This window comes from Neptuniibacter sp. QD57_21 (assembly GCF_047778075.1).
Taxonomy (GTDB): Bacteria; Pseudomonadota; Gammaproteobacteria; order Pseudomonadales; family Balneatricaceae; genus Neptuniibacter.
In genome coordinates, this window is the sequence record NZ_CP180549.1 from 3,155,938 (window position 1) to 3,169,043 (window position 13,106).

Here is a 13,106-nt window from a genome sequence, read left to right on the forward strand (position 1 = left end):
ATAATCGTTCCAGCGCCCATATCCAGCAATAACAATTCACACCTCAATAACTAACAAAAACGTTCTCAAAATGAAAATCCCTTATAAATAGGGCCCACTCATAACATTAAGAGTCTGCTAATTGCTGGCAATAGCTGTCACTACGTCGATATTCACCGGGCGTCATACCGGTCCATTTTTTGAATGATCTAAAGAACGCAGAAGGCTCTTCAAATCCCATCAATCCAGCAACATCATTAATCGATAACTGTGGGGAATTCATATAGTTAAGCGCAGCTAGCTTGCGGCACTCATCTTTGATTTTTTGATAGGACGTGTCCTCTTCCAACAATCTACGTCGCAGTGTTGAAACCGACATGTGGAGTCGATATGCCACCTCTTCAGCACTCGGTAGGTCTTGACTAAAATCCTTACCAATCAAAGCCACCACTTGGGATTTCAAACTAGTGTCATCATCCACCATCACTATCAGCTGATAAGGGGCTGTTTTTAAGAAACTACGTAAGGTTTCAGGGGTTTGAACAATCGGAAAATCTAGATATCGGGCAGGAAAAACAATGGCATTATCGTGTTGATCAAATTTAACCTCTGACTGAAACAAAGTTTTATACTGCGCTAGATCATCAGGTTCTTTAAACGAAAAATAGGCCGCTTTTAGCTCCAACCGCTTACCAATTAACCAGCATAGAAAATGCTGCCACATTGATAATGAGGTTCGAATACGCCCCGGAATTTCATCTTTTAAAATCTCTTCCATAGAGACTTCAGCAGCGTCCGTTGTGGTAAATGAAACTTTGGCAAAACGCCCTTTGCGCACCAAATAAGGCTTAACTTTGGTACCGCGACAGATCTCGTGAAAATCACTGGCACGATAGATCGCTTTCTCTAAGGTCGTACAGTGAATCAGACAATGACACATCATACGGAAGGTACCATTTGGCACCTTACCGCCGCTCAACATACCAAAATACTCATCTTGAGCGATGTAATAGATACGCTGATAGAGCAAGCCAAACTTATCCGCTGGAAACTCAGTCTGGCTACCAATTTCGGCCGGATCGATCCCAACATGGGTCAACAGCTGTTCAACACTGAAGCCTTGCTCTTCAACTAACTGTAATAAATGACGGACGTACCCCGCGGGTACGGTAATTTTACGCTCCATAACGCTCTAACCTATTTTGTTCTTATTTTTTGATGAAACGCACTTCCCTTTCTTATTCATGAACTATTATGTTAATAATTTCAAGCTAACGAACTATTTTGTTAATAACTTTGCCCTCAATTGTTATTGAGAGATTTTGTTAGGCCAGTGAACATGGATAGTGTTAAATATTCCGTAACTACTCTGTAGAGCCCGATTTATAAACCTGCTGAGTAGAAGCACAGAATTTAGAAAGAAAACACAATTTGCGCCTTAAAAAAATAACAACGCTAGGTGAACGAAATGGCAACAAAAAACCGGATTTTGCGTCGCAGCAAAAAACCATCCTCGGTGTTTACACGCCAACTACTGCCGTTACTGATTGGTAGTGCAGTAGGCATAAATCAGGCTCAAGCAATTGAATTTAATCTGGGTGATATCGAAGGTCGCTTTGACTCTCAGATATCAATGGGAGCGAGCTGGCGTATGGATGACGCAGACCAAAATCTGATTTCGGTCCCCAATGGAGGATTAAGTTCTGGCTCAGGTAGTTACGACGACGGTAACCAGAACTTTGATAAAGGGAAAACCTTTTCTCAAATTGTAAAAGGCATCCACGATCTGGAACTAAGTTATGAAAACATGGGCGTATTTGCCCGCGCAAAATATTGGTATGACGCAGAACTTGCTGGAGGCGCACGCCCTCACGGCCATGCAGCTAACCTTTATTCGCCTGATGCAGATCTAGAAGATTCAGGTTTTAATGATTTTTCCAAATTCTCTGGTTTCGAAGTACTCGATGCCTACTGGTATGGCGGATTTGATATTGCTGATAAACCTCTTGATCTACGTATTGGTCGTCAAGTGGTTAACTGGGGTGAAAGCACCTTCGTACAAGGCGGCTTAAACTCCATCAACCCAATTGATGTTAATGCTTTCCGTCGCCCAGGCGCAGAAGTAAAAGAAGGCCTTCTTCCTGTCAATATGGCTTTTGCATCTTTCGGTTTAACAGATAATTTGAGTATTGAAGGCTTCTATCAGATTGAGTGGGAACCTACTGCTGTCGATGGTTGCGGTACCTATTTTTCAAATATCGACTTTGCGGCTGAAGGCTGTAATGGTATCCGAGTCCCTCTCCCTCTAACCGATCAACAATATTACAACCCATCACTGTCCGGCCCTGCTATTGGCTTCGACCCTGTCATTTATCGTGATGAAGAAGGCAGAAGAGAAGCCGATGACGATGGTCAGTTTGGTTTCTCATTACGATATTTTGCTGAAGAGCTAAACAATACAGAATTTGGCTTCTACGCTGCGAAATATCATAGTCGCTTACCAGTAACAAGCGCTGTGAATACTGCAACGGATGCCGCTACCTTCACCGCTACGGCTAATGCAGCTGCAGCTGCTGTATTAGGTGGCGGTGGTACATTAGAACAAGCTGAAGCTGCTGCTGAGTTAGCAGGCATAAGTACATTGGTCGACACTACCTATTTCACCAGCTATCCAGAAGATATCGAGATGATCGGTTTAAGCTTTAATACCAATATTGGTGATATTGCTTGGTCTGGTGAGATTAGCCACAAACGTGATGTACCGATTCAAATCAACGGCCCGCTGCTTGTAGCAGCAATTTTACAACAGCATGTTCCTGGGGGTTCAGGTAATACTGCTGCTGACGCATTAGTCACTGAGGCAGGCGAAGGAGGTACAATCTACGGTTATAGTGAATTTGATGTAACCCAAGTTCAAACTAGCTTTGTAAAATTCTACGATCAAGTACTCGGCGCTAGCCGTTTAACCATGGTGGGTGAATTAGCATGGACCCACGTTCACAACTTAGACGAGAGTGCCAACGCGCTTAAATACGGTCGTAACGGTGCATTTGGTTATGCCGCTGGTGATACCGATGGTTTCGTAACTCAAGACTCTTACGGTTACGTACTGCGCGCAAACTTGAACTATCCAAACGCTTTTGCCGGTGTAAACCTAACGCCGCAAATCAGTTTCAAGCACGGTTTAGAAGGTTATGGTCCTCAACCAGGCGCTGCATTTAATGAAGATGAGAAAACCTTAGGCCTGAGTCTAACCGCTGATTACCTAAATAAATACCAAGTTCAGCTTTCTTATACCGACTTCTTCGGTGGAGATTTTAACTCTATTGAAGACCGTGATTTCCTATCAATTAGCGCGTCCGTTTCTTTCTAAGAACAGCAGATAAATGGAGATATACACTATGTTCAATACCAAGAGACTTCTGCTGAGTTCGGCGATTCTTTTTGCCTCGGCAAGCGTTTATGCAGCAACACCTGAGCAGATAGCTCAATTGGGCAATCAACTGACCCCGATCGGTGCGGAAAAAGCAGGTAATGCAGCGGGTACGATTCCGGCATGGACCGGTGGTTTAGAAAGTGGTTCTGATCGATACGGCAATCCGTTTGCAAGCGAAAAGCCACTGTTCACAATCACTGCAGCTAATGCTGATCAGTACAAGGATAACCTTACACCCGGCCAGATGGCGATGTTGAAGAAGTATGCTGATAGTTACTCTATCCCTGTGTACCCAACCCACCGAACAGCCGCACTACCAGCAGATGTTTATGCCGCTGCAAAACAGAATGCATCCAGCGCAGAGCTAACCGATGGCGGCAACGGCCTATCAGGCTTTGAAACGGCGATTCCTTTCCCTATCCCCGAGAACGGTTTAGAAGTTATCTGGAACCATATGACCCGCTATCGTGGCGGCGCATTGGAAAGGACTTTTGTGCAGGTACCCGTGCAAGCTAACGGTAATTTTACTGCGGTAAAAATTAACGAAAAGATGTCTTGGCCGAGCGCTTTAGAAGGCGGTTCTGACGCTAACAAAGATGACAACATCCTGTTCTACTTTGTACAGCGAGTTAAAGCACCTTCTCGCCTAACCGGCAACGTATTACTCGTTCATGAAACTATGAACCAGATTACGCAACCTCGTCAGGCTTGGACTTACAATGCAGGTCAACGTCGTGTTCGTCGCGCGCCTCAAATTGCCTATGATGCACCGGGCACTGCGAGTGATGGACAGCGTACGACCGATAACCTTGATCTATTCAATGGCGCACCTGATCGCTATGAGTGGAACCTTGTTGGTAAACAGGAACTTTACATCCCATACAACAGCTTCAAGCTAGCTGATCGTGGATTAAAGTATGAAGATATCCTTCAACCTGGCCATATGAATCCAGAACTAACACGTTACGAGCTACATCGCGTGTGGAAAGTAGAAGCAACGCTTAAAGATAATGAACGTCATATCTACGCGAAACGTACGTTCTACATTGATGAAGATAGCTGGCAGATTGCTGTAGTCGATCACTACGACGGTCGTGGCGAGCTATGGCGCGTAGGTGAATCCCACCAGTTCCAATACCGTGATGTAAATGTGCCTTGGCTTACTGCTGAAGCGCTCTATGATCTTCAATCTGGTCGTTACCTGGTGGGTAGTTTGACCAACGAAGAAGGTAATGGCTTCGACTTTAGCCAACGCTTTAAACATAAAGATTTTACCCCGCAGGCGATCCGCCGCATGGGTAAATAAACCCGGTCCATGCAAGCAAGTAGCGTAAACGAATAATCCTATCTTATTCTGATACGCAGAAAGCCTCCTTATTTTTAAGGAGGCTTTTTTCGTTTTAGAGCTTTTATATTGCGCGATGGACTAGGATAATACTGTGCTTAGCAGCGATGCTGCTCCATCTACTCATTATCGAAAGGTTTTCCCATGGCCGCTATCGGCAAATACAACACTCTGGAAGTGATCAAAGAGAAAGATTTTGGCGTTTATCTGGATGCAGGTGAACTCGGCGAAATACTTTTACCTAAACGTTACTGCCCAGAAGATTTAGAAGTCGGCGACAGCATCCGCGTATTTATCTATCTAGATACCGACGATTATCTGATCGCGACCACGGAAACTCCGAAAGCCATTGTCGATGAGTTTGCTATGCTGCCAGTATCTGAGATAAACGATGTAGGCGCATTCTTAGATTGGGGCCTTCCCAAAGATGTATTACTGCCTTACAGCGAGCAGAAGAACCGCCCTGTTGAGGTAGGCAAACGCTACCTGGTGCGTCTATATCTGGATAAAAATACCAACCGTATTGTGGCATCCACCAAGATAGATAAATTTTTGGATAAGACCCCTGCTAGCTACAAAGCAGGTGAAGAAGTACAGCTGGTCATTGCCAACCGTACTGACCTAGGCCAAAAAGCGATTGTTAACCACGAGCACTGGGGCCTAATCTTCCGTAGCGATGTATTAAAAACGGTTTACCCTGGCCAAAAATTTAAAGGTTACATCAAAGAAGTACGCGCTGACGGTAAGATCAACCTTTCCATGCAAAAGCCGGGATACAGCAAGGTGGTTGATACCGCTCAACAGATCCTAGATATGATGGATGAGCAGGAAGGTTTTATCACCATCAACGACAAGTCCTCTCCAGAAGTGATCTACAAACACTTTGGCATCAGTAAAAAGGCTTTCAAAATGGCGGTTGGCGCACTATTAAAGCAAGGCAAGATCACCATTGAACCCGGTGGCTTGCGTTTAAATGATTAAGTACCTTCTTATTGAAAAATAAGAGGAAATGAAAAAGCCGTAGCAGATCTACTACGGCTTTTTTGTTTCTCCTGTTCATCCTTAATCTTTCTAAAAACGTCGGCTTATCCCTTCAACCACGCTTCAAGATCATCAGCACTTCCAATCAACTCACCATCGATGAAGATCTGCGGTGTAGTACCGCGGCCTGTAACAGCTTGTAGGGAGCTGAAACTTACCCCGTGGCTACCTAGCTCAATCGCTTCGTATTTGTAACCGTTGTCAGATAGCGCTTTCTTAGCACGTGTGCAATGTGGGCAACCCGGCTTGCTCAATACTGTTACGCGTTTCGGCTGTTCCGCTTTTGGATTGATGTAATCCAGCATGGTATCAGCATCAGATACTTCAAACGGGTCGCCTGGAAGATCAGCCTCGATAAACATCTTATCGATCACGCCATCTTTCACTAGCATGGAGTAACGCCATGAACGTTTACCAAAACCTAGGTTATCTTTATCTACCAACATATCCATCGCTTCGCTGAACTCACCATTACCGTCTGGGATAAAAGTGATGTTGTCCGCATGCTGATCTTCAGCCCAAGCATTCATTACAAATGTATCGTTTACTGATAGACAGATGATGTCATCAATACCATTTGCAGCGAAAACCGGTGCAAGTTCATTGTAGCGAGGTAAATGCGTGCTAGAACATGTTGGTGTAAATGCACCTGGTAGTGCGAATACGATTACGTTCTTACCTTTGAAAAGCTCTGCAGTCGTTACATCAACCCACTCATTACCCTGACGAGTGTGAAAAGTAACTGCTGGGATATTCTTACCTTCGCTATTCTGTAGCATGACTTATTCCTCTATGTGTCGCGTCTGGATGACTTGCGTTTCGTTAGAGTTAATATAGGCAAAAACGTTGAATAAAAATAATTAAACAAAACTAACCAACCGATAGCCCAAAGCTATAGATTGATTTTCGGTTTAATAATTAAGAGTGAATCTCTTTAGGAAGGTATTCCAAGAATTGATCAAAGGGAACTGGACGCCCAAGGAAATACCCTTGCACGTAGTCACAACCAAACTCGCGGAGCATATCAAGTTGTTGCTGATTTTCGACACCTTCAGCCACCACTTTGATACCTAGGGTTTGGCCCATCTTAATGATTACTTCAACCAGCGTTCGATCTTGTTCGTCATCCAATAGATCAATCACAAAGCTACGATCAATCTTCAAGTAATCCGCCGGATAGTGACGTAGGTAATTAATTGCCGAATATCCCGTACCAAAATCATCGATAGAGAAAGCGATGCCCTGCTCACGCAAACGTTTGATCTTATCTAACTGGTTATCGCCCCCTCCCATAAGTAAGGATTCGGTAATTTCGAATACTAAATTACTATGGTCGACATCGTGACCATCAATAATTTGCAACCAGCGACCGTCAGCATCTTTAGGGAAGAACTCAGCAACAGATCGGTTGATAGAGATCTGCATATCTATTCCCGCATGTTTAAATTTACCAGACAGGTGACAAGCTTCATCTAAGATCCACTCACCTAAACTCCGAATAGCTCCCGTCTGCTCCGCAATAGGAATAAACTCTGCAGGTGAAACTGTACCTTTAACAGGATGAATCCAGCGCACAAGCGCCTCACATTTGGCAATTTCTTGTACACCTAAAGCAACAATAGGCTGTAAATAGAGTTCAAACTGTCCTTCACGCAAACCAGCCAATATTTCATTATGCGTCTGAACATGCTGCTTTACTTCTTGGCTCAACGCATTATTGAAGAAGAATATTCTATTCTTACCCGCACGTTTTGCGGCGTACATTGCACGGTCAGCATTCTGCAATAGCGGCTGCATGCTTTGACCATCTTCGGGATACATAGCGATCCCTAAACTATGAGTAACAGAGAGGTACTGGCCGTCGATAAGGTAAGGTTCACCCAACTCCATCTGTAATTTCTCGGCAAGGAGCTCAGCCTGTGTTGCCGATTCTATATCACGCAAAATGATCACGAACTCGTCACCCGCTAAACGAGCAAGTAAATCATCGTTGCGAACAATACTCTGCATCCGTCCTGCAAACAGACGTAGCAACTCATCACCAGTATGATGCCCCCAGTTATCATTCACTTCTTTGAAGTAATCTAGATCAATAAAGAACAACGCAAACATGTGATTATGGCGCTGGTGATCGTAGATCATCGCTTGAAGCTGCTGACCAAAATGATAACGGTTAGACAAACCTGTTAAGGCATCAAAGTTAGCTCGGTATGTCGCAGTTTCAATCGCTTGCAGTTTTTCTCGATAGTTAATGGCAATTAAATAGGTACCCATTGCCAAAACAAAACTTACCAACAAGCTAATCAACCAATATCCAAGCACCTGCCTATTTTTAACCTGCCAGCCGCTTTGAGGATAAGCAGCTAATTGCCAACGGCCCAGCGGCAAAATAACATCGACCGTCACGGCATCTGGATGGAATGTAGCCTCATTTCCAAAGAACACATCCCCATCAACACCTAAACCATCACGGCCTCTCAACGCAATATCATTGCCCCAAAGACGAATATCTATCCCTGCCTTTTGTAATAGATCCTCATCATCTATTACCGCAGATACAAGTCCCCAAAGAAGATTCCGGTCCTCACCAATAAACACAGGAACTCGGGCAATCAACCCCGAACCTCCCTGAACAAGCTCAAATGGGCCAGATAAAATAATTTCATTGCGTTTAATTGCTTCCATCACTGCAGGCAACTGATCGGGGGCTTCTCGATAATCCACACCTAATGCAGCCTCATTACCCGTGAAAGGATGAATATTGGTGATCACCAAATCAGGAGCTAGTACAATGTGACGTATACTTAATTTTGTTTGGAGGTATTCATCAACTAGACGAGAAAATTCTGACTGGTTGATATCGGAATTGATTGCAACCTCTGCTCTAAGCCCTCGCAGAACAACGAGATGAGCATTAACCTCACCCTCTAACCGAGCGCCTAAGGTCAAAAGATTTACAAAGGCTTGATGTTTTATATTTTCGCGGATACGTTCAAATTCATGGCTAACAAAGAAAGCCGACACCATCATCACAACACCAAAAACAATCGCAGAAAAAGCGAAAGGCCTTTGTGTTAGTGACTTTAAAATCTGGTGCACCATGAGTAATACAAGCTCTCTTTTTGATCAACCAACCACTTTTTTGATCAGTGTAACCATTCATCAGATGTCATAAGACCATAGTTATACAGCTTTACAGCTACATAATAAATAGATCCAAACTAACTGTTCCTTGGCCATAATTATATTTGAACAAGTATTCACAATACAGGTAAATTTAATCTTTTCAATTGGTTAGGTATCCACCACCTCATGTTCAGTTTCAGCCGCGGCATATAACAAGCAATCACTCAGAGCGATATCAGGCCTTGTCGTAATCATAAAGAGCTTTAGCGGCTGAGCAGTGACAAGAAGATTGCCCTTAATCTCAAAGAAGCGGGAAAAAACATCAGCCCCTTCAGCGTCATGAACTTTTAGATTCTGCTTACAGGCACTTCCTCCTAGCCATGCAATTAAAGTCCCTCGTTCCACCGCACCAAAGTTAAACTCATCTAACTGAGAGGGCACAGTGAGATCAGTCCCGATAACATAGCTATCAGCAAAAGCGATGGTCGTTTCCGGCTTTAGCTCTAGGCGAACAGGCTGACGATAAAGATCCAAATGATGACCGTGTTCTAACTGCATCACCTCTTCTTGATAGATAAACTTCTGCAAACCTTGCCAAGCGATCTGATTGGCCGTTTGATCTTTCGCACCGCCGCACTCAATCGTCGCTACGGGACAACGACGCGTGCTGCGCTCCATCAATGCCCCTAATCTCAAATCAGTGATCACCAAACGCTCACTAAATAATGAAACCAGTGCCTCATGGGCTTCGCTCACATAAGTCACCACGCCAAAATCAGGACTGTGCCCTGAAGTGTTATGTATATCGAGGATGCACTCGGGTTGATACTCCTCAAACAACTCTAAGATCTCTTCGGCAAGCTGCCCCGGTGCATCCGTAAAAGGCGGGAAGAAACAACGGTTCATATCCCGTTGCCCCGGATATACACGATTTTTATACATAGGCTCCAAAATAGCGGCGGAAACAGAGGGTATAAAACAGAGCAGATTAAACAGCGGCTTTTGCTCTTGCTTTAACCATTTATGCAGCGCATTAAGGCCAGAGGGCTCATTCCCATGCAGCAAGGTCACTAAACCACGGGTTCGCTCGTTTTGTTCACCCTCGACAAAGATCATCACTGCTTCGCCCATCTGTTTTAAGAACGCTTCTGGGCTATCCAATAGTTGCTCAGAAGTAGGATTTATCAGCGTTCTCATATCCTATACCCTTCCATATAAAGTATCTCCACAATAGCTACCATCCCACTACAGGTTCGTTAGTGGCTGACAACGTCATATAACGCTGCACCATCTGAGTAAGCGCTTGATTGTGATTTAATTTTTTATATAAGCGCTGGTATTCACGTAGTTGCCAGTAGGCTCCTGTGACCCCAGTATCAACACGATCTTTGATCACAGATAGATAGTGATCCCGTTCTTGCGGATCAATCTCCAAGGCATTTAACCCAGCATAAGCAACGGGCAGTAACTCCTGAACAATCTCAGCAATACTTAACTTTTTAAGTCCACCTGCCTGACTTAACACCGGCCACATCAATTCAGCCTGCAGACCTTTTTCTGCCGCCAAATAAAAGTTCTTAGCTAGCACGCTAAACGGCATGGCTGGAATAATTTCATCCATCTGCTCCTGCAGCCCTTTGGCAACTCCCAATGCAAAAGCTGCATTCGCAGCCATATCACAAGGCGTCGGCCCAGCGGGTAGAGCCCTAAGCTCAATTCGCAAATGCCCCCCCTCTTTATGATCATAAACCGGCCTATTCCAAGGCCAGACCGTACCGGCATGAAGGCACAACTCTTGTAGCGAGGCGACATCACCTTTTTTAATAACCTCTAAGGTATTTTCGTCACCCATAACCGGCAGTATCGGCTCATGCAGATGCACCATCTCTGCAAAGAGCTCATAAGCGCCTTCCCGGACCCAACCGTTACCAAAATCGACACGGGAAGGGATACCTCGATCACACTCTTCATGGGAACGCCCATCTATCGCCTGCCTGAACAATGGAATGCGCGTCTCGTGCCATAACTTATGCCCCAACATAAACGGTGAGTTCGCTGCTAAAGCAACCACTACCGGCGTCACTAATTGCAGGGCATTAAACGTACAAGCAAAACGCTCTGGGCTGACACGAAAATGAACCTGCATGGAGCTATTGGCTCCCTCTAATGAAACATCCCGAGAGCGCAGAGAAATAGGAGGGTCACCCTCAATCTTGATACAGAACATTTTGCCCCGTAGCTTTTGTAGTGCTTGGGTCAATGCGTAAAAACGCGATTCATCAGTGAGAGCCTTTAAGCCAAAATCACTACGTTTTAACGTCGGCAGAATTCCTATAGGCAACGCTTGCCCTTGTTCAGCAGATAAATGATGGTTCACCAATTCGATGGCACTAACCATCTCATTTTCCATCTGGCTGAACGGTGTGCCTGCAGCAGCAACCGGCTTTAAGTTGTATTCGAGATTAAAGCGGTTCAACTCCAACGCTAGTTGCTTATGCCCGCTACGATCAATCACTTCGCGATTTAAACTTAGCGGCCTCCCGTGCTGATCTACCAGATATAACTCTAGCTCAGCGCCTATGGATGATGGTCCACAACCAAAACCGGGCCGATTCAACATCGACTTCAGCCCGTCTAGATTTTCCATTAAACGCGTTCTGAATTGGCTATAAGCCTGCTCACTAAATTTATGAGAACTAATCTCTTGTCCCATAAGCCCCTTCAGGAAAAGTTCATTCAATCCCTTTAAGATTAGCTAGCTCTGCCCATTCCTACCAATCTGAACTGATTAGGACCGAATTCATGAAAATATTAGGAAATTCGCAGATGAAAGCGTTTAGGGTAAAATCAAAGAAACCATCAGATTGAGCTGATAATTTTCAATGTCCGTAGAAAAAGTTGCCTGCCACTGCTGCGACCTGATTCAGGAGATTCCTGATCTCTCACCCGGGTTAAAAGCACACTGCCGACGTTGTGGACATCAACTGACAGCGAAAGTACCCAACAGTATTGATCGTGCTATCGCGTTTGCCATTAGCGCACTGATTTTTCTATTTCTATCGCTGCCATTTCCGTTTTTAGCCTTTAAATCCCAAGGCCGCGAACAGGAAGTATCTCTAGCACAAAGCGGATTTGACCTACTCCAGTTAGGCTTCCCCATACTCGCCTTATTACTACTCTGCTTTATTATTCTAATCCCTGCCCTGCTGCTGAGTGCCTACTTGGCTATTCTGCTTCCGTTAAAACTCAATCATAGTCGGCGCTGGATGTACCAAGTCACGCGGCTACTGTTTAACTTGCACCCTTGGGGCATGGCGGAAGTTTTTCTTATCGGCGTTTTAGTGAGTTTAGTTAAGATCGCAGGAATGGCCGACTTAGTCATAGGGATGTCATTCTGGGCTTATGTACTCTTTGCAATCTGTCTAATCGCAACGATCACCTCCGTCGACAAATTGCAGTTGTGGCATCAACTAGATCATTGCGCCGGTATTGAACGCACCAAAATACAAGTGTCAGAAGGCAGTGCCTTAAAGCAAGACATGATCAGTTGCCATCATTGTGATCTGCTCCACCCAGCGAACGAACAAAATTGCCGACGCTGTGAAAGCAAACTGCATCCACGCATCCCCTACAGCATGCAGAAAACCTGGGCATACCTGATTACGGCTGTAATTCTTTATCTACCGGCCAATATCTATCCGATCATGAATACCACCCTATTAGGCTCAGAAGATCCCAGTACCATAATGGGCGGTGTGGTTTTGCTCTGGCAGCATGGATCTTACCCGATCGCACTGGTGGTCTTTATCGCCAGTGTTTTGGTGCCGATTGCTAAAATGCTAATGATTTTCTGGTTGGCTTATAGTGTCCAAGCAGGACATCAACACAAATTAACTGAACGGATGTGGATGTATCGCATCACTGAACTGATTGGTCGCTGGTCGATGATCGATGTCTTTGTCGTCGCGGTTTTAGTTGCACTGGTGCAGCTGGGCGGGCTCGTCAGTATTCAACCCGGCATTGCCACCATCGCCTTCGCCAGCGTGGTGATTTTAACTATGTTATCGGCGATCAGCTTTGACCCCCGCCTAATATGGGATAACCTGAGCGACACAGAAATACGCGCCATCAATCATGGACAAGAACCTCTGACCGACTTAATGGACGACGCAACTTAAT

At 44.9% G+C, this 13,106-nt stretch carries 9 protein-coding genes; 4 read left to right on the forward strand and 5 right to left on the reverse strand.

The genetic code is table 11. From position 1 onward, the window contains the following. Nucleotides 1-106: 106 nt before the first annotated feature. Nucleotides 107-1,165 carry an AraC family transcriptional regulator gene (locus ACMXYS_RS14370; RefSeq protein WP_415896938.1) on the reverse strand — a complete coding sequence of 353 codons (1,059 nt, stop codon included), beginning with the start codon at nucleotides 1,163-1,165 and terminating at the stop codon, nucleotides 107-109. A 282-nt stretch (nucleotides 1,166-1,447) separates the two neighbouring features. Here ACMXYS_RS14370 and ACMXYS_RS14375 point away from each other — a divergent pair, with 282 nt between their 5' ends. From ACMXYS_RS14375 to ACMXYS_RS14385, 3 genes are all read left to right on the forward strand, one after another. Then, nucleotides 1,448-3,352 carry a DUF1302 domain-containing protein gene (locus tag ACMXYS_RS14375; RefSeq protein ID WP_415896939.1) on the forward strand — a complete coding sequence of 635 codons (1,905 nt, stop codon included), beginning with the start codon at nucleotides 1,448-1,450 and terminating at the stop codon, nucleotides 3,350-3,352. Nucleotides 3,353-3,380: 28 nt separating this feature from the next. Beyond that, on the forward strand, nucleotides 3,381-4,721 hold the full coding sequence (locus tag ACMXYS_RS14380; protein ID WP_415896940.1) for a DUF1329 domain-containing protein: 1,341 nt from the start codon (nucleotides 3,381-3,383) through the stop codon (nucleotides 4,719-4,721). Between the two features lie 183 nt (nucleotides 4,722-4,904). Next, complete coding sequence (locus ACMXYS_RS14385; protein WP_415882359.1) at nucleotides 4,905-5,741, forward strand: S1 RNA-binding domain-containing protein; 837 nt, start codon at nucleotides 4,905-4,907, stop codon at nucleotides 5,739-5,741. A 104-nt stretch (nucleotides 5,742-5,845) separates the two neighbouring features. On the opposite strand, the gene ACMXYS_RS14390 is transcribed toward ACMXYS_RS14385, so the two are convergent. From ACMXYS_RS14390 to ACMXYS_RS14405, 4 genes are all read right to left on the reverse strand, one after another. Continuing rightward, nucleotides 5,846-6,580, reverse strand: a complete 735-nt coding sequence (locus ACMXYS_RS14390) for a glutathione peroxidase (protein ID WP_415882360.1) — start codon at nucleotides 6,578-6,580, stop codon at nucleotides 5,846-5,848. A 139-nt stretch (nucleotides 6,581-6,719) separates the two neighbouring features. Continuing rightward, nucleotides 6,720-8,831 carry a putative bifunctional diguanylate cyclase/phosphodiesterase gene (locus ACMXYS_RS14395; protein WP_415896941.1) on the reverse strand — a complete coding sequence of 704 codons (2,112 nt, stop codon included), beginning with the start codon at nucleotides 8,829-8,831 and terminating at the stop codon, nucleotides 6,720-6,722. A gap of 264 nt (nucleotides 8,832-9,095) precedes the next feature. After that, a complete protein-coding gene (locus ACMXYS_RS14400; protein ID WP_415896942.1) occupies nucleotides 9,096-10,124 on the reverse strand; it encodes a succinylglutamate desuccinylase/aspartoacylase family protein in 1,029 nt (342 codons plus the stop codon). 37 nt (nucleotides 10,125-10,161) lie between these two features. Then, nucleotides 10,162-11,640, reverse strand: coding sequence for a glutamate-cysteine ligase family protein (locus ACMXYS_RS14405; RefSeq protein WP_415896943.1), 1,479 nt, complete (start codon nucleotides 11,638-11,640; stop codon nucleotides 10,162-10,164). 169 nt (nucleotides 11,641-11,809) lie between these two features. Between ACMXYS_RS14405 and ACMXYS_RS14410 the strand changes: the two genes are divergently transcribed. Further along, nucleotides 11,810-13,105 (forward strand): PqiA/YebS family transporter subunit, encoded by a 1,296-nt coding sequence (locus ACMXYS_RS14410; protein ID WP_415896944.1) that lies wholly within the window; start codon nucleotides 11,810-11,812, stop codon nucleotides 13,103-13,105. Nucleotide 13,106: the final 1 nt, after the last annotated feature.

Coding starts and splice junctions, on each gene's coding strand:
- ACMXYS_RS14390 (WP_415882360.1), bottom strand. CDS start 6,580: ATGCTACAGAATAGCGAAGGTAAGAATATCCCAGCAGTTACTTTTCAC.
- ACMXYS_RS14395 (WP_415896941.1), bottom strand. CDS start 8,831: ATGATGGTGTCGGCTTTCTTTGTTAGCCATGAATTTGAACGTATCCGC.
- ACMXYS_RS14400 (WP_415896942.1), bottom strand. CDS start 10,124: ATGAGAACGCTGATAAATCCTACTTCTGAGCAACTATTGGATAGCCCA.
- ACMXYS_RS14380 (WP_415896940.1), top strand. CDS start 3,381: ATGTTCAATACCAAGAGACTTCTGCTGAGTTCGGCGATTCTTTTTGCC.
- ACMXYS_RS14370 (WP_415896938.1), bottom strand. CDS start 1,165: ATGGAGCGTAAAATTACCGTACCCGCGGGGTACGTCCGTCATTTATTA.
- ACMXYS_RS14385 (WP_415882359.1), top strand. CDS start 4,905: ATGGCCGCTATCGGCAAATACAACACTCTGGAAGTGATCAAAGAGAAA.
- ACMXYS_RS14405 (WP_415896943.1), bottom strand. CDS start 11,640: ATGGGACAAGAGATTAGTTCTCATAAATTTAGTGAGCAGGCTTATAGC.
- ACMXYS_RS14410 (WP_415896944.1), top strand. CDS start 11,810: ATGTCCGTAGAAAAAGTTGCCTGCCACTGCTGCGACCTGATTCAGGAG.
- ACMXYS_RS14375 (WP_415896939.1), top strand. CDS start 1,448: ATGGCAACAAAAAACCGGATTTTGCGTCGCAGCAAAAAACCATCCTCG.